The sequence below is a fragment of the Flavobacterium sp. ASV13 genome (genome assembly GCF_000745775.1).
In the GTDB taxonomy this organism is placed as follows: Bacteria; Bacteroidota; Bacteroidia; order Flavobacteriales; family Flavobacteriaceae; genus Flavobacterium.
The window spans coordinates 219,387-240,026 of the sequence record NZ_KN050752.1 but is presented as its reverse complement, the minus strand read 5'-3'; the positions used below and the strand labels follow the sequence as shown (position 1 = coordinate 240,026).

Annotated in this window: 19 protein-coding genes; 11 read left to right on the top strand and 8 right to left on the bottom strand. The window is 34.1% G+C overall.

What is annotated here, in order from left to right; all coding sequences use genetic code 11:
• The first annotated feature begins 48 nt into the window (after positions 1-48).
• The 4 genes from GQ47_RS21595 to nadD all read left to right on the top strand — a co-directional run bounded on the left by GQ47_RS21595 (position 49) and on the right by nadD (position 2,670).
• Positions 49-396, top strand: a complete 348-nt coding sequence (locus GQ47_RS21595; protein ID WP_035652999.1) for an arsenate reductase family protein — start codon at positions 49-51, stop codon at positions 394-396.
• Positions 397-489: 93 nt separating this feature from the next.
• Entirely contained in the window at positions 490-1,350 is an 861-nt protein-coding gene (locus GQ47_RS21590) for a YicC/YloC family endoribonuclease (protein WP_035652998.1), read from the top strand.
• Positions 1,351-1,405: 55 nt separating this feature from the next.
• A complete protein-coding gene (gene gmk / locus GQ47_RS21585) occupies positions 1,406-1,978 on the top strand; it encodes a guanylate kinase (RefSeq protein WP_035652996.1) in 573 nt (190 codons plus the stop codon).
• 110 nt (positions 1,979-2,088) lie between these two features.
• On the top strand, positions 2,089-2,670 hold the full coding sequence (gene nadD, locus GQ47_RS21580) for a nicotinate (nicotinamide) nucleotide adenylyltransferase (RefSeq protein ID WP_035652994.1): 582 nt from the start codon (positions 2,089-2,091) through the stop codon (positions 2,668-2,670).
• A gap of 52 nt (positions 2,671-2,722) precedes the next feature.
• Here the strand turns inward: nadD and GQ47_RS21575 are convergent, their stop codons facing one another.
• Together GQ47_RS21575 and GQ47_RS21570 are read right to left on the bottom strand one after the other, a co-directional pair.
• A complete protein-coding gene (locus GQ47_RS21575; protein ID WP_238568021.1) occupies positions 2,723-3,064 on the bottom strand; it encodes a PKD domain-containing protein in 342 nt (113 codons plus the stop codon).
• 136 nt (positions 3,065-3,200) lie between these two features.
• Complete coding sequence (locus GQ47_RS21570; RefSeq protein ID WP_035652991.1) at positions 3,201-4,106, bottom strand: LysR family transcriptional regulator; 906 nt, start codon at positions 4,104-4,106, stop codon at positions 3,201-3,203.
• An 85-nt stretch (positions 4,107-4,191) separates the two neighbouring features.
• Between GQ47_RS21570 and GQ47_RS21565 the strand changes: the two genes are divergently transcribed.
• The 3 genes from GQ47_RS21565 to GQ47_RS21555 all read left to right on the top strand — a co-directional run bounded on the left by GQ47_RS21565 (position 4,192) and on the right by GQ47_RS21555 (position 7,593).
• Positions 4,192-4,956 carry a type 1 glutamine amidotransferase domain-containing protein gene (locus tag GQ47_RS21565; RefSeq protein ID WP_035652989.1) on the top strand — a complete coding sequence of 255 codons (765 nt, stop codon included), beginning with the start codon at positions 4,192-4,194 and terminating at the stop codon, positions 4,954-4,956.
• 185 nt (positions 4,957-5,141) lie between these two features.
• Positions 5,142-6,299: an iron-containing alcohol dehydrogenase gene (locus tag GQ47_RS21560; protein WP_035652987.1), complete on the top strand. Its 1,158-nt coding sequence runs from the start codon at positions 5,142-5,144 to the stop codon at positions 6,297-6,299.
• A 298-nt stretch (positions 6,300-6,597) separates the two neighbouring features.
• Positions 6,598-7,593 (top strand): NAD(P)H-dependent glycerol-3-phosphate dehydrogenase, encoded by a 996-nt coding sequence (locus tag GQ47_RS21555; protein WP_035652985.1) that lies wholly within the window; start codon positions 6,598-6,600, stop codon positions 7,591-7,593.
• 155 nt (positions 7,594-7,748) lie between these two features.
• Here the strand turns inward: GQ47_RS21555 and GQ47_RS21550 are convergent, their stop codons facing one another.
• The 3 genes from GQ47_RS21550 to GQ47_RS21540 all read right to left on the bottom strand — a co-directional run bounded on the left by GQ47_RS21550 (position 7,749) and on the right by GQ47_RS21540 (position 9,734).
• Positions 7,749-8,156, bottom strand: coding sequence for a hypothetical protein (locus GQ47_RS21550; protein WP_035652984.1), 408 nt, complete (start codon positions 8,154-8,156; stop codon positions 7,749-7,751).
• A gap of 78 nt (positions 8,157-8,234) precedes the next feature.
• Positions 8,235-9,254, bottom strand: a complete 1,020-nt coding sequence (gene pheS, locus GQ47_RS21545) for a phenylalanine--tRNA ligase subunit alpha (protein WP_035652981.1) — start codon at positions 9,252-9,254, stop codon at positions 8,235-8,237.
• Between the two features lie 123 nt (positions 9,255-9,377).
• Complete coding sequence (locus GQ47_RS21540) at positions 9,378-9,734, bottom strand: hypothetical protein (RefSeq protein ID WP_035652978.1); 357 nt, start codon at positions 9,732-9,734, stop codon at positions 9,378-9,380.
• Positions 9,735-9,977: 243 nt separating this feature from the next.
• Here GQ47_RS21540 and GQ47_RS21535 point away from each other — a divergent pair, with 243 nt between their 5' ends.
• The 4 genes from GQ47_RS21535 to GQ47_RS21520 all read left to right on the top strand — a co-directional run bounded on the left by GQ47_RS21535 (position 9,978) and on the right by GQ47_RS21520 (position 13,641).
• Positions 9,978-10,520: a CvpA family protein gene (locus GQ47_RS21535; RefSeq protein WP_035652975.1), complete on the top strand. Its 543-nt coding sequence runs from the start codon at positions 9,978-9,980 to the stop codon at positions 10,518-10,520.
• Between the two features lie 112 nt (positions 10,521-10,632).
• Positions 10,633-11,733 (top strand): AraC family transcriptional regulator, encoded by a 1,101-nt coding sequence (locus tag GQ47_RS21530; RefSeq protein ID WP_035652972.1) that lies wholly within the window; start codon positions 10,633-10,635, stop codon positions 11,731-11,733.
• 235 nt (positions 11,734-11,968) lie between these two features.
• Positions 11,969-12,961: an alpha/beta fold hydrolase gene (locus tag GQ47_RS21525; RefSeq protein ID WP_035652969.1), complete on the top strand. Its 993-nt coding sequence runs from the start codon at positions 11,969-11,971 to the stop codon at positions 12,959-12,961.
• A 5-nt stretch (positions 12,962-12,966) separates the two neighbouring features.
• Positions 12,967-13,641 (top strand): hypothetical protein, encoded by a 675-nt coding sequence (locus GQ47_RS21520; protein ID WP_035653522.1) that lies wholly within the window; start codon positions 12,967-12,969, stop codon positions 13,639-13,641.
• Between the two features lie 72 nt (positions 13,642-13,713).
• On the opposite strand, the gene GQ47_RS21515 is transcribed toward GQ47_RS21520, so the two are convergent.
• The 3 genes from GQ47_RS21515 to GQ47_RS21505 all read right to left on the bottom strand — a co-directional run bounded on the left by GQ47_RS21515 (position 13,714) and on the right by GQ47_RS21505 (position 20,616).
• Positions 13,714-16,122 (bottom strand): glycoside hydrolase family 95 protein, encoded by a 2,409-nt coding sequence (locus tag GQ47_RS21515; RefSeq protein ID WP_035652967.1) that lies wholly within the window; start codon positions 16,120-16,122, stop codon positions 13,714-13,716.
• 195 nt (positions 16,123-16,317) lie between these two features.
• Positions 16,318-18,264, bottom strand: a complete 1,947-nt coding sequence (locus GQ47_RS21510; protein WP_035653521.1) for a sialate O-acetylesterase — start codon at positions 18,262-18,264, stop codon at positions 16,318-16,320.
• Between the two features lie 114 nt (positions 18,265-18,378).
• Complete coding sequence (locus GQ47_RS21505; RefSeq protein ID WP_035652965.1) at positions 18,379-20,616, bottom strand: glycoside hydrolase family 3 C-terminal domain-containing protein; 2,238 nt, start codon at positions 20,614-20,616, stop codon at positions 18,379-18,381.
• Positions 20,617-20,640: the final 24 nt, after the last annotated feature.

Here is a 20,640-nt window from a genome sequence, read left to right as displayed (position 1 = left end):
TTAAGCTTTAAATGGATTTTCTTTGCATTCTAACAAAATTCACAAAAAATGAACAAAATATATTACTTAGCTTCTTGCGATACTTGCCGCAAAATCATCAAAAGCTTGCCGGAAAACAATCTGGTTTTTCAAGACATCAGACAAAATCCGATTACGGAAACGGAACTTGAAGAAATGTACAAACTCTCTGGAAGCTATGAACTTTTATTTAGCAAGAAAGCGCAATTGTACAAATCAATGGATTTAAAAAACAAAAATCTGACGGAAGCTGATTTTAAAAAATATATTCTGGAACATTACACTTTTTTAAGTCGTCCGGTTTTTATAATTGACGGCAAAATTTACATTGGCAACAGCCAAAAAAATGTTGCTGAAGTTATCAAAGCATTATCGTAAGAAAATAAAAACCTTTCTGTACGAAACTGATTAACAATTTAGAACACAAAGCAGCAAACTTTTAATTATCTTTGCGCCTTTATACTCAATTATATGATACATTCTATGACAGGGTTTGGCAAAGCTTCTTTGCAATTGCCTACAAAAAAAATTACGGTTGAAGTAAAATCTCTAAACAGCAAAGGTTTAGATTTAAATGTGCGAATGCCATCGGTTTACCGCGAAATGGAATTAGGTTTAAGAACTTTGATTTCGACGAAACTTGAAAGAGGTAAAATAGATTTCGGTATTTATATTGAAAGCACAGCTGAACAGACTTCAACTAAAGTAAATGTTCCTGTTGTAAAAAATTATATTGCGCAATTGCAAGAAGTTTATCCTGATGCTGACGTGACTGAATTAATGAAAATGGCTGTTCGTATGCCGGATACATTAAAAACAGAACGTGAGGAAATTGATGAAAATGACTGGGATCAAATTCAGGTTACAATTGACGAAGCACTCCAAAACATTTTAAGTTTTAGAAAAGACGAAGGAGCATCTCTTGAAAAAGAATTCAACTTACGAATTGGAAATATTCGTCAATATATGGATGACGCTTTAGCACTTGACCCGGAACGTGTACAAGCTATCAAAGACCGTTTGCAAACTGCGATTTCAGAATTACAAGTAAATGTCGATGAAAATCGTTTTGAGCAGGAATTAATCTATTATTTAGAGAAATTAGATATCACTGAGGAAAAAGTACGTTTGACGAATCATTTGGACTATTTCCTGGAAACTTTAAACGGAACTGAAGCAAACGGCCGTAAACTTGGTTTCATTACTCAGGAAATGGGCCGTGAAATCAATACAATGGGTTCAAAATCAAATCATGCTCAAATGCAGAAATTGGTTGTGATGATGAAAGATGAATTAGAGAAGATTAAAGAGCAAGTTTTGAACGTCTTGTAAATACCACACAAAATTAAAGCTTAAAGCGTATTGCTTAAAGCCTAAAGCATACACAATGAACAAAGGAAAATTAATTGTTTTTTCAGCACCTTCAGGATCAGGAAAAACAACTATAGTAAAACATTTACTAGGGAAAGAAGATTTAAACTTAGAATTTTCAATCTCAGCGGCTTCACGCGACCCACGCGGAGAAGAAGAACACGGAAAAGATTATTATTTTATTTCGCTGGAACAATTCAAAAAACACATTAAAGCGGAAGAATTCCTGGAATGGGAAGAAGTTTACCGCGATAATTTCTACGGAACTTTGAAAGCCGAAATTGAAAGAATCTGGGCTTTAGGAAAAAATGTGATTTTTGATATTGATGTTGCCGGCGGTCTTCGAATCAAACATAAATTTCCAGAACAAACTTTAGCTGTTTTTGTAAAGCCTCCAAGTGTTGACGAGCTTAAACGTCGCTTAAAGCAAAGATCAACAGAAAGTGATGACAAAATCAATATGCGAATTGCTAAAGCTTCTGTTGAATTAGCAACAGCGCCTCAATTTGATACTATTATTAAAAATTACGATTTAGATACTGCTAAGGAAGAAGCTTATCAATTAGTGAAGGCTTTCGTAAATAAATAATTTTATTCCGCAGAAATACACAAGAAAAAACACAGAGATTCGCAAAAGTATTATTTTAAACTTTGCGAATCTTTGTGCTATCTTAGCGAATCTCTGTGAAACTATAAAAAATGAAAATAGGTCTATATTTCGGAACTTATAATCCCATTCACGTTGGTCATTTGATTATTGCCAATCATATGGCAGAATATGCTGGTTTAGACCAAATTTGGATGGTTGTTACACCGCATAATCCATTAAAGAAGAAAGCAACTTTATTAGACGATCAACAACGCTTGCAAATGGTTTTTCTGGCAACAGAAGATTATCCAAAGATAAAACCATCAGATATTGAGTTTAAATTGCCTCAGCCGAGTTATACCGTAATCACGCTCGCTCATTTACAGGAAAAATATCCAAATCATGAGTTTTCATTAATTATGGGTGAAGACAATCTGAAAACGTTTCATAAATGGAGAAATTATGAAGTGATTCTTGAAAATCATGATATTTATGTCTATCCAAGAATTTCTAATGAACCTGAAAACACGGAATTAAAATCGCATCCAAAAATTCATGTAATCGATGCACCTATTGTAGAGATTTCTTCCACTTTCATTAGAAACAATATTAAAGAAGGAAAAAATATTCAGCCTTTACTTCCTCCGAAGGTTTGGGAATATATTGATCACAATAATTTTTACAAAAAATAAATATGGCCTGATTTTAAAAAAATCAGGCCATATTTATTTTTATGCTTTAGCATTAATTCACTGTAACAGTACGCTTCTTAGTTGTACCACATTCTGAACCATCTTTTTTAACCGTAACAGTTGCTACCGCTTCATAGGTCCCAGCAGCAGCATAAGTATGAGTAACAACTGCACCAGTTCCTGTTTTCCCATCTCCAAATGTCCATGTTACACTTTGTAAAGTACCAGATCCAGTATATTCAATTGAATAATTCATTAATTTTGGATTAGTGCCATCTGTAGAATTATGTATTTGTACATAAGCAGATTCAAAAGCACAATCTACGATAGATTCTTCTGCTTTACTACAGGAATTAGAAATAAAAAATACTAAAGCAAACACTGAAATTGTCAAAATTTTTTTCATAATTGGAAACTTTTAGCGGTTCGTTTCTCAAAATTATCCCTTAAAAAAACAAAATCAAAACAAAACAGCAGAATTTTCATATGTTTTATGAATAACAAAAAAACATAAAATACACATTATCAAACTACAACCTATTTCCAAAAAACAATTTAAGTTCTTTCTCAATAACTTCAAAAATCGACTTTACACTATTGTTTTTTGGCGCTAATAAATACACAAACTCTTCCGGAACATGAAAACTGTTCCAAACCAATTGCAGTTTATTTTCTTTAATATAATTTCTTGCATTGCAATTCCATGTTGCAGCTATACCATCATTTTTAGACAATAGTCTTAGCATTTCAGATTCTGAAGGGATAATATAATTAGGAATCATCGATGGTCTCTTTTTATTAAAAGCATGAAGCCAAAATAATTTTATATGCGGAATACGAGCATCATGACTGTACCATTTTTGAGCATTCAGCCATTGTTCGATTTCGGCAAAATTGTCTGTTTTTAATCTTTGACGAAATTCGGTTATATCTAAACTTGTCGGTGCAACCAATATCAGTTTTATTTTACCAACAATTTCGTAAATGGTATCAAATGTGTCAAATCGTTTTGTCGTAATCGCAAAATCAAGTTTTTTAGAATTTACTAAATCAAAAAGCTCATCATTTTCTGCAAAAGTAAAATCGATCAAATCAAATTTTGAAATTAAAAGAGCTCCAACGCAGTCAAATAAATGCTTTGAAATTCCAATCGAAATTAATCGGTTTGCATCTTCTGCCTTTGCCCGGAAACCGGTTTCGACACTTTCGAGTCTGTCCAGCGCGTCTATTATCAAATTATTCAGTAACTTAGCGTATTCAGTTGGTTCTACGCCTTTTGACTTTCGATTAAATAATTTATTACCAACATGTGCTTCAAGCATAGAAATTTGCTGACTAACGGCAGGCTGGCTCATAAATAACTCTTTTGCAGCGATCGAAAAATTTCCGTTTTTATAAACTGCCTTAAATGTTCTGTACCATTCTAAATTGACCATGACATAAATTTATTTATAACAAACATAGTTTATTTTATTTTTACTGATATCACTTAAGACGTAAATTTGTCAAAAATTTAATCTTATGAAAAAAATAGCACTACTCGCAATAATTGCAATTACAGCCACAAGCATTTCTGCATTGGCACAAAAATCAAATAAAAAAGGGATGAAAAAAGTATTATTTGTTGTGACCAGTAATGATAAACTGGGCAACACAGGAGAAAAAACCGGATTCTGGTCAGAGGAATTAGCGGCGCCTTATTACGAATTATTAGATCAGGGAGTTGAAATTACAATTGCATCTCCACTTGGAGGACAACCACCAATTGATCCTAAAAGTTCTGATCCAGCATCAGCAACTGAAGACACAAAACGTTTTGATGCAGATAAAGTTTTACAAGAAAAACTAAAACATACGCTAAAACTTTCAACAGTAAATCAAAAAGATTATGATGCTGTTTTTTATCCAGGAGGTCACGGCCCGCTTTGGGATTTAGTTGAAGACAGAAATTCGATCACTTTAATCGAATCTTTTTATAATCATAAAAAACCAGTTGCTTTTGTTTGTCACGCTCCTGCCGTTTTGAAAAATGTAAAAGTTGATGGTCAATATTTGGTAAAAGGAAAAAAAATAACTGGTTTTACCAATGAAGAGGAAGAAGCAGTTGGATTGACAAAAGTGGTTCCGTTTTTATTAGAAGATGCTTTAGCATCAAACGGCGGAATTTTTTCAAAAGGACCAAACTGGCAACCATACGCAGTTGAAGACGGACTTTTAATCACAGGACAAAATCCAGCTTCGTCTAAATTAGTTGCTGGAAAATTGTTGAAAAAATTGGATAAATAAGGTGCTAAGGGACTGAGATGCTAAGGTTCTAAGGTTATTCCCTTAGTAATTTTAAAAGGCTAATGTCCTATAAGCAAATAGATGAGTAACAAAATTAAACAAACAACCATGCTAAGTTTATTAAATAAGTTCAAAGAAAAAACCTTAGAACCTTAGTAGCTTAGCATCTTAGAACCTTAAAAAAAATGCTAAACTTTGAATTATATAATCCGACAAATTTAATTTTCGGAAAAGGGCAAATAGAAAAGCTTTCGACTTTAGTTCCAAAAAATGCTAAAATATTATTGGCTTATGGTGGCGGAAGTATTTTTAAAAACGGAATTTACGATCAGGTAATCCAAAATCTGAAAGGCTTTGAAATTGTGGAATTTGGCGGAATCGAACCAAATCCACGATTTGAAACTTTAATGAAAGCTGTTGACGTAATAAAAACAGAAAAAATCGATTTTATTCTTGCTGTTGGTGGTGGATCTGTAATTGATGGAGTGAAATTTATTTCTGGCGCTGTTAATTTCGAAGGAAATCCGCTTGATATTCTTCAAAAAAGAATTTTGATTAAAGAAAACGCAATGCCTTTTGGAACCGTTTTGACACTTCCGGCAACAGGAAGTGAAATGAATTCTGGCTACGTGATAACTATTGAAGCAACTCAGGAAAAATTAGCTTCTGGCGGAAGCGCTTTATTTCCTCAATTCTCCATTTGCGACCCAACTGTGATAGCTTCTTTACCAAAAAGACAAATCGAAAACGGTGTTGTAGATGCTTATACCCATGTTATGGAGCAATACTTGACGTATCCGCATGATGCTTTTCTTCAAGACAGAATTGCAGAAGGAATTTTACAGACCTTAATTCAGGTTGGTCCTGGTGTAGTCAAGAATCCAACGGATTATACTTTGGCTTCTAACTTTATGTGGAGCTGTACAATGGCTTTAAACGGATTAATTCAAAAAGGTGTTCCAAGCGATTGGGCAACACATATGATTGGTCACGAATTGACTGCTTTATACGAAATTGACCATGCAAGAACTTTGGCAATTATTGGCCCAAGTTTGTATACAGTGATGTTTGAAACTAAAAAAGGAAAACTGGCTCAATACGGAAGACGTATTTTCAATCTAACAGGTTCAGATGACGAAGTGGCAAAAGAAGCAATCAACAAAACCGTTGAGTTCTTCCACACAATGGGAATGGACACCAAACTTTCGCAATACACAACAGAATATTCAAATACAGCTGATTTTATTGTAAATCGTTTTGACGAAAGAGGCTGGAAAGGTTTAGGCGAAAATCAATTGGTTACGTTAGAAAAAGTAAAATCAATCGTAGAATTGAGTTATTAAACTTTCAAAATTAATTAAATCAGAAAAGGCGTTCTTAAAGTAACTTTAGGAACGCCTTTTCACAATACTAAAACAAAACTAACTAACTCAATTTTTATTAAACTCATTAAAATTTTAATTTATAAACAGTTACAACGTAAGGTTAGTTGTTTTATTGTGCACAACGTAAAATATTTTTTTATTTTTTTTCTAACCACTTGAAAAACCGTGGTATTTAAAGGGGTTTTTCAAATTTCTTAAATCAGATTTTGTATTATTACTACATTATTAAGTACTTTTGTTTTAAATTATTAAAATAATGAGCGAAAATTTAAAATTTGCAGTAATTGGTGGAGGAAGCTGGGCAACTGCAATTGCAAAAATGTTATGCGTAAATCAATCTGAGATTGCATGGTACATGCGCAACGATGCTGCAATCGAGCACATTCAAAAATACAAACACAACCCAAACTATTTAAGTTCAGTAGAGTTTGACACTAAAAAACTTAAATTAACAAACAATATCAACGAAGCAATTGAATATGCCGATTATTTAATCTTCGCTATCCCATCTGCCTTCTTAGATGCCGAAATGAAAAACATGACGGTTTCTTTATCAGACAAAATTATTTTCTCGGCAATTAAAGGAATCGTTCCTGAAACAAGCTTAATTGTTGGAGAACATTTCCATATTCAATATGATATTCCATATTACAATATTGGTGTTATTACAGGTCCTTGCCACGCAGAGGAAGTAGCGTTAGAAAGACTTTCGTATTTGACAATTGCTTGTGGCGATCCTGAAAAAGCCTGCAATGTTGCCAAATCACTTTCTGGAAATTACATTAAAGCTAAAATTTCAGACGATATCATCGGAACTGAATATGCAGCAATGCTGAAAAACATTTACTCTATTGCTGCAGGAATTGCTCATGGTTTAGGTTATGGCGACAACTTCCAGTCGGTTTTAATGAGTAATGCGATTCGCGAAATGAAGAAATTCATCAGAAAAGTACACAAAATGAAACGCAACATCAATGATTCAGCTTATTTGGGCGATTTATTGGTTACTGGATATTCCGTTTTCTCAAGAAACAGAATGTTCGGAAATATGATTGGAAAAGGATATACCGTAAAAAGCGCCATGATGGAAATGAGCATGGTTGCCGAAGGTTATTACGCAACAAAAAGTGCTTATAAACTAAATCAAGGTTACGGTGCAAAAACGCCAATTATAAACGCTGTTTATGCCGTTTTATATGAAGGAAAAGACGCAAAATCTGTATTTAGAAAATTAACTGAGTCTTTGGATTAATTTTTTTTTAGAGAAAAGAAGAAAGAAGAAAGAGAAAAGACTTGTTCTATTACAAATAAAAAAGAGCCAAACTGAATTTCAGTCTTGGCTCTTTCTCTTTATTCTATTTCTATGAAGTCTTTCTTCTTGTTTCTTGTTTCTTGCTTCTTTTTTCTCTACTTCACCATAATCCCTTCAACAAACAAAATCGGCACTTCTTCCGTATTGTTTTCGTTGATTAGGTTTGATTTAAAGATGAATTTCTTGTCGTATAAAGTATTTCCAATGAAGAAAGTCACCATAAATTCGTTATTCATAACCAAAAGACTTTTCTCAATCATTTCGATTTTAACAACAGAAACCGAAGGAACTTCAACAAATGCATGACGCAGAATCGAAGTTTTTTTCATTTCGCCATCAATAGTTCCAAATGCTTTTGAAACTACCATTACGCTGTCTAAATTAAAGTCGCTATCATTTACTAGATAAGCATACCACACTTTTTCCATAAAATCATCGCTCCACTCCTGCACTGCTGCAAGAAACACATTTTCGACTTCTGGAATTATTATATCTTTTTTCATTTTTAGTGAATAGTAAAAAGTAAATAGTGATTAGAAAGAAAGCTCTTCACTAATCACTATTCACTAGTAACTTATTTTTTAAATATTTGATTTGAACTGCTCTAAGAAACGAACATCGTTTTCATAAAACATTCTGATATCGCCAATTTGGTATAAAAGCATTGCAATACGCTCTACTCCCATTCCGAAAGCAAATCCGTTGTATTCATCTGGATTGATATCGCAGTTTTTAAGAACGTTTGGATCTACCATTCCGCAACCTCCAATTTCTAACCAACCTGTACCTTTTGTGATTCTATAATCTGTTTCGGTTTTTAATCCCCAATAGATATCTATTTCAGCACTTGGTTCTGTAAATGGAAAATATGATGGACGAAGACGAATCTTTGATTTTCCGAACATTTCTTTAGTGAAATAAAGTAATGTTTGTTTCAAATCGGCAAACGAAACATCTTTGTCAATGTACAATCCTTCCACTTGATGGAAAATACAATGTGAACGAGATGAAATTGCTTCATTACGGAAAACACGTCCTGGTGAAATCGTACGGATTGGCGGTTTGTGATTTTCCATATAACGCACCTGAACAGACGATGTATGCGTACGCAACAACACATCAGGATTTGTCTGAATGAAAAATGTATCCTGCATATCACGCGCCGGATGATATTCTGGCAAGTTCAATGCAGTAAAGTTATGCCAGTCGTCTTCAATTTCCGGACCTTCAGAAACATTGAATCCAATATTGGCAAAAATATCTATAATCTGATTTTTTACAATCGAAATCGGGTGACGAGATCCTACAATTACTGGCTCAGCAGCACGAGTCAAATCACCAAAAGCACCTTTAACTTCTTCTTTGCTTTCAAGCTCTTCCTGAATAACTCTAACTTTTTCTTCAGCAACAGCTTTTAAAGTATTGATTACTTGTCCAAAATCTTTTTTCTGATCATTTGGAATATTTTTAAACTCAGTAAAAAGTTCTTTTAATAACCCCTTACTTCCTAAATATTTAATTCGGAATTGCTCTAAAGATTCTTTATTTTTCTCATTAAAGGCTTTTGCTTCCTCTATATGTACTTTTATCTTATCTATCATTTTCCTTCGGTTCTTGAGAATACAAATTTAGTGTTTTTAGTTTAAAGTGTCTAGTCACAGTCACAGTTTTCAGTTTTCAAATCAATAATTCTATAAACCTACAACTATCTCTGTAGCTAAAAACTACTCAATAAGGTTTCTTTCTAAAAAATAACTTACAATAGCTTCTTTCATCAAAACCGATTGTTCTCCGGCTTTCAATGGTGGCAATTGCTCTTTTATTTTGTAATGTGGCCATCCATCTTCATCAAAATATTCGAATTCATAAAATCCGTAAGGTTCTAATAATCGACATATGGCGATGTGCATTAAGTTCAGTTTTTCATCTTTTTTGAATTCGCGGTGTATTTTCCCGAATTCCTGAACTCCAATAAGGTAAATTATGGCATCCAAATCCAGATCTTCGCCTTGCGAAAATTGATTTGAAAGTATATCAACGAGCTTTTCCCATCGCTCTTTTAATTGTGTATCTCTAGACATTTTGATTTATGATTTTAGATTGTAGATTTTAGATTGCTGATTAAAAAATCTATTCTGAGGGGGCAGAATCGCAATCTGAACTCTAAATTTGAATTGCAAAGATACATAGTTCACTACATTGCACCTAAAAAAATAAACACATACCAAAAAAGCACTACAAAAAACCCCTGAAGCTTTGTTTCTTTGAACCTCTGAACCTCAAAAAAAACATATCTTTGCGCCTCATTAAACACCAAACCAAACATGAGTTTTTTTGATATTATAGTAGGAGCACTTTTATGTTACAGTTTATACAAAGGCATAAAAAATGGCCTTTTTGTAGAAGTTGCTTCTTTTATTTCTTTGTTGTTAGGAATTTATCTTGCGATTAAATTTTCGTCATTATTGACCGGAATGATTTCAAAGCACGTTTCATGGAATCCAACAAACATTCAAATTACAGCTTTTATCCTAACTTTTATTTTGGTTGTAATTGGTGTTTACTTTTTAGCCAAAATATTAACCGGAATAGCTGATTTCGCTATGTTGGGCTGGATGAATAAACTGGGCGGCGGATTTTTCAGAATTTTAAAAACCATATTGATTCTGAGCATTTTTATCGCTTTATTCGAAAAAATAAACTTCAACAATACTTTTGCCAAACAAGAAACTTTAGACAAATCTATTTTTTACAATCCGGTGAAAAAAGTGGCTGCTTTTGTATATCCTTCAATCGAAAAATGGTACGAAAGTTTTAAAAAAGAGAACAACAAAAAAACGGAGGAAACATCAGAAACTGAAAAATAATAATTCGCATATTAAATAATATTTAGAAAACATTTCACTTTCAAATATTTGCGAGAAATAATTTATCTTGCTCCGTATTTCCAACAACCGATTTTAACCAAAAATCCAAACCATGTTGTACTTAACGGGCATTATAATTACCTTTTTTCTGGTTGTTATTCTGGCAAGCAAAAAAGATAAAAGCGAAGCTGATAAAATCTTGGCCTTTTGGCTGTTTTTTACCGGATTTCACTTGTTTCTATATTATCTGCATTATAAAAATGATTTTGCTTCATTTCCCTATTTATTAGGGTTTGAATTGCCAATGCCTTTGCTGCAAGGGCCGTTTTTGTTTTTATATACTTCGGCATTGACAAATCAGAATCAGCATAAAAAATACAATCTTTTGCATTTTTTGCCTTTTGTAATCGCTTGCTTAATTCTCATTCCGTTTTTTGAACTTTCTTTTGAAGAGAAATTAAAGGTTTTTCAAAACGAAGGAAAAGGATATGAAAATCTGATTTTCATTTTATACAGCGCCATTTTAATTTCTGGAATTACTTATGCTTTACTTTCACTTCGGAAACTTTCAAAACATCGGAAAAACATTTCAGAAGCTTTTTCTTCTACTGAAAAAATTAATTTGCGCTGGCTTCAATATTTAATTCTTGGTTCGAGTATTATTTGGCTTGTTGTTATTTTATTTAATGATGAATATATTTTTTCGGTTGTTGTTTTTTATCTGATTTTCATTGGCTATTTCGGGATAAAGCAAGTTGGAATTTTCACAAATCAGGCTTTTTCTGAAAACAAAATTCCCAATATTTCTTCTGTAGAAAATGTCGAAACTGAAAATTCATCTGAAAAAATAAAATACGAAAAATCAAGTTTGACCAATTCTGAATTACAACTTTTGCATCAAAAATTAACTCAGATTATGATTGATGACAAACTCTATAAAAACCCCGATTTAACTTTAGCCGATTTATCTCAAAAATTAAATATCCATTCGAATGTTCTTTCTCAAGTCATCAATTCTGCCGAAGAAAAAAACTTTTACGATTACATTAACTTGCAGCGTGTAGAAGAATTTAAAAAACAAATTCTGTTGCCCGAAAATCAAAAATTCACTTTACTTTCAATCGCTTTTGAATGCGGATTTAATTCAAAAACAGCTTTTAACCGAAACTTTAAAAAAGCAACCGGACTTTCTCCTTCCGAATATTTAAAATAAGTTTTTTTGTTTCTCGCAGATTCCACAGATTTAAACAGATTTTTAAATCATTTTAATCCAAATAATCTGTGGCAAAATAACTTCATGTCTTTGCAAGCAAATTTCAACACAAAAAAACTTAGCAACTTAGCGCCTTAGTAACTTAGCATCTTTAAAAAAAGAACCACCTTACAAGTTGGGGCGACTACCATTAGTCTGAACAACATCTTTGCATAAAATTTTAAAAAATTATGCAATGAAAAACAAGATGTTATATTCAGCAGTAATAGCCATTTCGATTTTCTTTTTTCTTGGATGCGAGAATGACAATGAAATTGACGGAGTCGGAAATTTAGTTCCAAAAACAGTCGATCAGGATTCTTCATTACCTTCTATTTTTATTAATGGAACACAACTTCACGCAGAAACTTTTGGCAATCCAAATAATCCAATGCTGGTCTTTTTGCACGGCGGTCCCGGTTCTGATTACCGAAACGGATTAAATGTACAGCAACTTGCAAACAACGGCTATTATGTGATTTTTTACGATCAACACGGTTCTGGATTATCAAAAAGACATGACAAAAACAGTTATTCGATTCAGTTAGTTTTAGATGATCTTACTGAAGTGATCAAATATTATCGTACTTCTCCTAATCAGAAAATTTTTCTTTTTGGACATTCCTGGGGCGCAATGTTGGGGGCGGCGTATGTCAATTCGTATCCTGATAAAATCGACGGATTAATTCTTGCTGAACCAGGTGGATTAAACAAACAACTTTTGGATGATTATGGCGAAATGAGCCGCAAAATCAATATTTTTTCTGAAGTTACCAGCAATCTTTTATACGTTGATCAATTGTTAACCGGAAAAGAAAATCAGCATGAAATTCTGGATTATAAATTCGGAATTTCTTCAAGTTTCTCTTATGCAAAAGGCAATAAAGAAGGCATTCCCGGTCCGTCGCCTTTTTGGAGAATCGGAACAACGGTTTTAGAAAGTTTCACTGATATCGCCGAAAATGATGGTTTTGATTTTACCACAAACCTCAAGCAATACACTACTAAAGTTTTGTTTTTATACGGAGAATTAAATCAATCTTATGGTTTAAGTTTTGCCCAAAAAGAAGCCGCTTATTTCCCAAATTCAGAAATTTCAGAAGTAAAAGGAACCGGCCATGAAATGATTTATTTCAAATGGGAAAATGTGCATCCAATTGTCCTGAAGTATTTAAACGAATTAAAATAACAGCCATGAAAGCAATAATAGTAATTATAACCTTTATCATTTCACTTCTCACCGCTAACTTCTCACAAGCTCAAAACATTAACTGGGAAAATCTCAAAAACAATGAAAAACATATTTTAAGTGCAAACACAGGCTGGGAATATAGTTTTGTTTACGGATTTAGTTACGGTTATCATTTAAAAACCAAAATGCCGATTATTCTAGAAAGTTCGTTTTCCTTTGCTTCTGGCGAAGTTATTTTTGATGATTTTAAAACGAAAATCGGGGGACAAATAAATGTTTTCCAAATTAAAAATTTCCGTTTTAATGCAGCAATTCACGGAATTTACAGACGATATGGAAATCCGTTAGTGACTTTGCAGAATTTTGGTGCCGATGCTTCAACGACAATTGGTTATTATAAACCAAAATGGTTTGTCGCAGGCGAATTTGGTTTTGACACAGCAATCGTAACTCATTTTAAACATTCTGATATTTACAAAGAAGTTTATCCCGATGTGAAAAATGGCTGGTTTGAACCGACAACAGGAGGAAATTTCAACTTCGGAATTCAGGGTGGTTATTCTTTTTCCCGAAGCGATTTGACTTTAAGAGCTGGAAAAGTCATGAACGAAGATTTTAAAACAGAACCTTTGATTCCTTTTTATTTGCAGATTGGTTATAGTTATAAATTAGAATAATATTTTAAACATAAAAACAAACCCGACAGGTTTTTAAAACCTGTCGGGTTTAACTATAAAATGAATGTTTTATTAAAATTTGATTTCTAATTTTTCACCTTTTTTCAAAACGATTTCCTGCTTTTTATCTCCGAAAATCAAAGTTGTTTTTCCTCCGATTTTAGAAGAAACGATCAATTTTTGAATCGTTTTATTGCTCCAATTCATTTCAATTTCAAATCCGCCTCTTGCACAAATTCCTTTTACCGAGCCTTCTTCCCAAGCGTCTGGCAAGGCAGGAAGCAAACGAATCTCATTTTCATCAGACTGAACCAACATTTCGGCAACGGCTGCTGCACCTCCAAAATTTCCGTCAATTTGAAATGGCGGATGCGCATCGAACAAATTAGGATATGTTCCTCCTCCTCGTCTTGGCTTATCGGTTTTCTTTTTATCTGGATCTACGTAACGCAGCAATTCACGATACATTTTATAAGCACGATTTCCGTCCCAAAGTCTTGCCCAGAGATTAATTCTCCAACCTTTTGACCAACCTGTTGTTTCGTCGCCTTTTATTTCGAGTGTTTTTCTCGACGCTTCGGCCAAATCTGGTGTTTTTAATGGCGTAATATGATTTCCTGGAAAAAGTCCGAATAAATGCGATTGATGACGGTGTTTTGGCTCGTTGTCATCCCAATCAAAATACCATTCTTGCAAATTTCCTTTTTTACCAATTTGATACGGATGAAATTTCTCAAGCGCTTTTTCTAATTTTTCTCTAAAAGCAGCATCTGTATTCAGCACTTTTGAAGCTTTTATAGTTTTGTCAAAACATTCGCGAATCATAGCCAAATCAGCAGTTCCTCCATATAAAGTAGCTCCGACAAAACCATCTGCTAACTTATATTGATTTTCTGGCGAAGTAGATGGCGATGTTATTAAATTTCCGTTTTTATCCGTCACAAGCCAGTTTAAACAAAATTCGGCTGCACCTTTCATTAACGGATAACCTTCTTTTTTCAGATAAGCTACATCTTTCGTAAAGGTATAATGTTCCCAAATATGCGTACTCAGCCATGCGCCAGCTATTGGCCAACACGCCCACATAGGTTCTTCTTTTCCAAATTGCCCAACCGGATTGGTCATTGCCCAAATATCTGAATTATGAGCAGCTGCCCAGCCCTCGTTTATGCCATAAAAAGTCTTTGCCGTAACTTTTCCTGTTACCGAAAGGTTTTTTATAAAACTTAAAAGAGGCAAATGCATTTCGGAAAGATTCGTATTTTCTGCCAGCCAGTAGTTTTCTTCCAAATTAATGTTCATTGTATAATTGCTGCTCCAAGGCGGATTTACATAAGGATTCCAAAGTCCTTGTAAATTTGCCGGAACGCCAATTGTTCGAGATGAACTGATCAACAAATAACGTCCGAAATTAAAATACAAAATTTCGAGATTTTTATCTTCTTTCCCTTCTGAATATCTTAGTAAACGTTCGTCTGTTGGTAAGTCTGGCGCTGTGGTTTTTCCTAAATCTAAATTGACGCGATTGAAGAATTTTTGATAATCGGCAATATGAGATTCTTTTATTTTATCGAATGGTTTTGCATATGCTTTGTTCAAATTTTGCAATGCATTTGTAATATCGTCTTGACCTTCAGCTGCAGGATTTTTGTCAAAACCATTAAAACTAGTTGCAACAGAGACAAAAATAATAGCTTCTGTTGCATCTTTTAAAGTCAACGATTCTCTTGAAGTTGTAATTTTTCCGTCGGTTTTTTTGATTTGGACCAAAGTCGTAAATCTTGTTCCTCTTTCTTTTACACTTTCATATTTTGGCAAAACAGTATATCCTGCATTTTCATGAATTGGCGCAGAACCTGTCATTACCAATATATTACCTTTCACTTCGACATTTGACTGTAAAAGGCTTTTTAAATTAATGTCAAAATTCAAAGCGCCTTTTTGATCGGCGGTTAATTTGATTATCATGATTTGATCTGGCGCTGACACAAAATATTCGCGTGTATATTTTATGCCTGCCATTTCGTAACTTACTTTTGAAATTGCATTTGAAAGATCAAGTTCGCGATGATAATTTACAGCACTTCCTTTTTCGGAATTATTGATTTCTAATGTTCCTAAAGGCGAATACGATTCCGAGTTTTTGCCTTGAACTTTTTTATTTAATTCTTCGGCCAGTTTATAATTTTCATTTTTTAAAGCTTCGCGAATTGCCGGAATGTTTTTATAAGCTTCCGGATTCATATTAGCATTTACAGGTTCTCCCGACCAAAGCGTAATATCGTTCAGATAAATTTTATCTGAATTCGCACCACCAAAAACGGTTGCTCCCATTTTTCCGTTTCCTAAAACAAGGCTTTCTTCAAAAAATTCGGCTGGCTGTTTGTACCATAAAATATGATTGGACTGCGCCGAAATATTTATGCCATAAAATGTAAGAAGTAAAATAAAGAATATTTTTTTTATGAGTTTTGAATTCATGATTGCATTTTGGTTAGAAGTGTAGTTTCTACAATATTAATCATTCCTGAGGAATTTTCATTTGTATTTATAGACATTTTATGCGCGTGAGGGATAGGAGCAATCCGCCGCGGCGGAGCGGATAGCCCGGTCCCGTTAAGATAACGGGATCACGCCCAGAAACTTTTTTACTTACTAATGACTATTCACTAATTACTATTTACTCACTTTATATACCTCATTTGCCGAAATCATTTCCCAATTATCAGTTCTGAAAGGCGATGCAGGGAATTTTTCTTTATTGTAAAGATTAATCTGTGCATCGTCGTCTGCCCAGCCGTAATGAACCGCAACAGGGTTTTGAACCTGATCGCTGGAAACCATAATTTTGTTGTCTTTGATTATCGCTTTCGCGGAATGGAAAACTTTGTCTGCGCCGGCGATTTCGAAACCTTTTAATTCATCGTTATTTGGCGTTGATAATCCGCTACCGATATTATCGAAAGTAAGGATAATTTGATTTCCTTTTATTTCCTGAGATTTATATGTTGGTCCGCTGAAAACCTGTTTTTTGCTGTAAACATTATTTAATGCAATTGCTGCCAAACGAAGTCCAACATCTTGTTTGTTAGTTGGGTGAATGTCTTTTGCATTTCCAATATCTGTCGTAACCGCCATTCCGGTATTTTTCAATTTTAAAGTTTCAGACTGTGCTTCGCGAAGTTCTGCCCAACGGCTTCCTTTTTTACTGTTTCCTCCATATTCATCAAAAGTTGACAATTGAACGAAGTAAAAAGGAAAATCGCCTTGCTTGAACTTTGTTCTCCAGTCTGTAATCAGTAACGGAAACGCTTTTTTGTATTGATTTGCTCGCCAAACATTAGTTTCGCCCTGATACCATAAAACGCCCTCGATTGCATAAGGAATTAACGGATTTACCATTGCATTGTACAATAATGACGGATAACTATTTGGCGATAAAGCTGTTTTTACAACAATTACTCTAAATTTCCATTTTCCGTCAAGCGGAATAACTTTGCTTCCTAAAGTTAACTTTAGATTTTCCGATTCTCCATAAATACCTCCGCCTCCGCCGTTATCGACAATTCTCACGGCAATTACATTTTTTCCTTCTTTTAAAACATTTTCTGGTATTTGATAAATACGTTTGGCATCATATTGAAAATTTTTCCCAACTTCAATTCCGTTTACGTATGTAATATCTTCGTCGTCGATTTTCGCTAAACTCAACGTTGCTTTAATTTTAATATCTTCTGCCGAAAGCGTAATAGTTTTTCGCATCCAAACTACTCCGTCTAAATCGCCAAGATGTTGACTTTCCCATATGCTTGGCGTGTTTAATTCGCCCCAGGAATTATCGTCAAAAGAAAGTTCTTTGAACGTATTTTCATTTGCTGTACTAACTGGAGTTCCTTGAATTTTTTCAATTCTTTCATTCATACGTTTTGCGTACAATTTTGAAATAGAATCAACATTCATAACCGGAACATCGGCAATCATGTTTTTAAATTCAGGGCTTTTTTCGAATGCTTCACGGCTTGTCCAGGTTTCAACATTGGTTCCACCCCAAGATGTATTGATAATTCCGATTGGGATTTTTAATTCCGAATATAATTTTCGTGCAAAATAAAATCCGACAGCAGTGAAATTACCAACTGTTTCTTTGCTTGAAACTTCCCATTTTCCTGCTTTTAAATCCTCTTTTGGTATTCCACTAAAATCTCGCTCAACACCAAAATGACGAATCATAGGATACTCCGCATTATTCATTTCGTTTTCGGCGTTGATCGTTTTAGAAACCTGAAATTCCATATTCGATTGTCCGCTGCAAACCCAAACTTCTCCAACTAAAACATTTTTAATCGTGATTTTATTTTTTCCGATAATAACAAGCTCAAAAGGTCCGCCGGCTTTTTCAGCATCTAAATTGACAGTCCATTTTCCGTTTTTATCGGCCTGCGTCTTTTTGATTTGTTTATTGAAATGAATTTCTACTTTTTCATTGGCATCAGCAAAACCCCAAATCGGAATTGCTTTATTGCGTTGCAATACCATTCCGTCTGAAAATAGTAGAGGCATTTTTACATTGGCGTTTGCCATTATGCCACATAGAAGTAAAAAAAAGACTGTGATTTTTTTCATTTTTTCTAATATAAAATAGTAAACCATATAAGGAATATAAGTAAAGTTAAGCTAACCGTGAGGCTGAACTTAATTCACTTATATTCCTTATATGGTAAATTTAATGTTTTCTTCTTACTGAATTGTTATAGCAATCTCAGTTTTGATATCTCTTGATGAATTTCCGATTTTCAGCGTATATTTTCCTGGCTCAACTGTCCATTTTTTTGCTGAAACATCATAATAGGCTAATTCTTTTACCGGAATTTGGATTGTAACCGTTTCTGAACTTCCTGATTTTACCAATACTTTTTTGAAACCTTTTAACTCTTTTGAAGCACGAGTTACTTTAGAATCTGCTTTTGAAGAATATACCTGAACCACTTCTTTTCCATCAACTTTTCCGGTATTTTTTACATCAACAGAAACAGAAATAATTTCGTTTGAAGCATATGAAGTTTTGTCTGTTTTTCCATTTTCTAAAGCAAAAGTGGTATATGATAATCCGTAACCAAAAGGAAATAACGGTGCAATATTTTTAGTATCAAACCAACGGTATCCGATCAAAATTCCTTCGGCATAATTAACCGATTTTCCACCTGGAAAACTTTTTGTAGCGTGCGCTGGCGAATCCATAATATTTTTAGGCATTGTCCAAGGCAGTTTTCCTGACGGATTTACTTTTCCTAAAATAACATCGGCTAAAGCATTTCCTCCTTCAGAACCATTAAACCAGCTCCAAACCACAGCAGGCGATTTTTTAGTTACTTCATCAATATCAAATGGAGCGCCGGCAATCATAACTACAATAGTTCTCGGATTTACAGCCAATACTTTTTTAATTAATTCTTCCTGTCCAAAAGGCAATTTCAAAGTTCTTCTGTCAGAAGCTTCAGTTTCATAATCACGATTTGAACCTGCAAAAATCACCGCAACATCCGATTTTTTAGCTGCTTCAACAGCTTCTTGCACTTTTGCTGGATCTAATTCGTCAATAGTTACCGGACCGTTTAATGTAATATCGCCTAATTTTCCTTTATTTTTTTCGTCATAACGTTCTAAATAACCTTCAGCATAATTGATTTTTATTGAAGAAGGCAATCTGTTTTTTAAACCTTCGAGTGGCGTAACTTCTCTTTTTGTTTTTACTCCGGCACCAAAACCGCCTAAAGAATTTTTCTTCACTGCATTGTTTCCAATTACAGCAATAGATTTAACACCATCAAGTTTTAATGGTAAAGCATTATTGCTGTTTTTCAATAATACAATATCTTCAGCAGCAATTTTGTAAGCATCTTGGTAATGCGCTTCTGTTGCAATACTTCCTTTAGCTCGTTCGCCTCCGCCCATTGCTTTTACTTGGAATAAAACTCTTAAAATGCGTTTTACATGCAAATCAATTTCAGTTTCTGAGATCTCGCCTGCCTTTACTGCCGCAATTAATTTATCTGCCAGGAAAAATTCGTTGAATGGTTTTGGTGTTCCCATTTCAATATCGAGTCCACTTTTTAGAGATTTTACCGTTGAATGCACCGCAGCCCAATCAGAAACGACAACGCCTTTAAATCCCCATTCATCACGAAGAATTTTATTTAGCATATAATCGTTTTCACATAAATATTCGCCTCTCAATTTATTGTAAGCGCCCATTATTGCATACGATTTTGCTTCTTTTACTGAAGCTTCAAACGCAGGAAGATAAATTTCGCGAAGCGTTCTTTCATCAATTTGAACATCTACAAAATCGCGATTTGTTTCCTGATTGTTTGCTGCATAATGTTTTACGCAAGCCATTACATCTTTTTCCTGAAGTCCAACAATCAAAGGCACAGCAATTTTCTTATTCAAAAACGGATCTTCGGACATGTATTCATATGTTCTTCCTCCAAGTGGCGTTCTAACCATATTGATGGCTGGCGAAAGCAACATGTCTTTATCTCTTGCGCGCAATTCTTCTCCCAAACTATTTCCGAAAGTATGCGCCATTTCAGCATTCCAAGTTGCAGCCAAACCGCCTCCCGCAGGATAATAAGTTGCAAAATCATTTGTTAGTCCGGCTGGTGCCCAGCTGTCTCTAGAGATTTCCTCACGAACTCCAAGTGGACCATCGGCCATTTTTAATTCCGGAATACCTAAGCGTTCAACAGCTCCAGTACTGAACATACTGTTTCCGTGTAGCATTCCGACTTTTTCCTCAAGTGTTATTTGAGAAACTAATTTATCTATTTCGGCATCGTGTTCTGACCCGATTTCTTTTCCTTTATATTCTTCTGTCTGTGCATTCTCTGAGGTAGCTGTTTTTGCATCATTTTTACAAGAAGCAAATAATACAAAAGCCAGAGCTGCCGACAGGTATATCATTTTGTTTTTCATTGATTGTGGTTTTTAGTTTTTGAT

Excerpts from the sequence above, each read along its gene's own strand:
- GQ47_RS21595 (WP_035652999.1), top strand. The coding sequence starts at position 49 with ATGAACAAAATATATTACTTAGCTTCTTGCGATACTTGCCGCAAAATC.
- GQ47_RS21590 (WP_035652998.1), top strand. The coding sequence starts at position 490 with ATGATACATTCTATGACAGGGTTTGGCAAAGCTTCTTTGCAATTGCCT.
- gmk (WP_035652996.1), top strand. The coding sequence starts at position 1,406 with ATGAACAAAGGAAAATTAATTGTTTTTTCAGCACCTTCAGGATCAGGA.
- nadD (WP_035652994.1), top strand. The coding sequence starts at position 2,089 with ATGAAAATAGGTCTATATTTCGGAACTTATAATCCCATTCACGTTGGT.
- GQ47_RS21570 (WP_035652991.1), bottom strand. The coding sequence starts at position 4,106 with ATGGTCAATTTAGAATGGTACAGAACATTTAAGGCAGTTTATAAAAAC.
- GQ47_RS21565 (WP_035652989.1), top strand. The coding sequence starts at position 4,192 with ATGAAAAAAATAGCACTACTCGCAATAATTGCAATTACAGCCACAAGC.
- GQ47_RS21560 (WP_035652987.1), top strand. The coding sequence starts at position 5,142 with ATGCTAAACTTTGAATTATATAATCCGACAAATTTAATTTTCGGAAAA.
- GQ47_RS21555 (WP_035652985.1), top strand. The coding sequence starts at position 6,598 with ATGAGCGAAAATTTAAAATTTGCAGTAATTGGTGGAGGAAGCTGGGCA.
- GQ47_RS21550 (WP_035652984.1), bottom strand. The coding sequence starts at position 8,156 with ATGAAAAAAGATATAATAATTCCAGAAGTCGAAAATGTGTTTCTTGCA.
- pheS (WP_035652981.1), bottom strand. The coding sequence starts at position 9,254 with ATGATAGATAAGATAAAAGTACATATAGAGGAAGCAAAAGCCTTTAAT.
- GQ47_RS21540 (WP_035652978.1), bottom strand. The coding sequence starts at position 9,734 with ATGTCTAGAGATACACAATTAAAAGAGCGATGGGAAAAGCTCGTTGAT.
- GQ47_RS21535 (WP_035652975.1), top strand. The coding sequence starts at position 9,978 with ATGAGTTTTTTTGATATTATAGTAGGAGCACTTTTATGTTACAGTTTA.
- GQ47_RS21530 (WP_035652972.1), top strand. The coding sequence starts at position 10,633 with ATGTTGTACTTAACGGGCATTATAATTACCTTTTTTCTGGTTGTTATT.
- GQ47_RS21525 (WP_035652969.1), top strand. The coding sequence starts at position 11,969 with ATGAAAAACAAGATGTTATATTCAGCAGTAATAGCCATTTCGATTTTC.
- GQ47_RS21520 (WP_035653522.1), top strand. The coding sequence starts at position 12,967 with ATGAAAGCAATAATAGTAATTATAACCTTTATCATTTCACTTCTCACC.
- GQ47_RS21515 (WP_035652967.1), bottom strand. The coding sequence starts at position 16,122 with ATGAATTCAAAACTCATAAAAAAAATATTCTTTATTTTACTTCTTACA.
- GQ47_RS21510 (WP_035653521.1), bottom strand. The coding sequence starts at position 18,264 with ATGAAAAAAATCACAGTCTTTTTTTTACTTCTATGTGGCATAATGGCA.
- GQ47_RS21505 (WP_035652965.1), bottom strand. The coding sequence starts at position 20,616 with ATGAAAAACAAAATGATATACCTGTCGGCAGCTCTGGCTTTTGTATTA.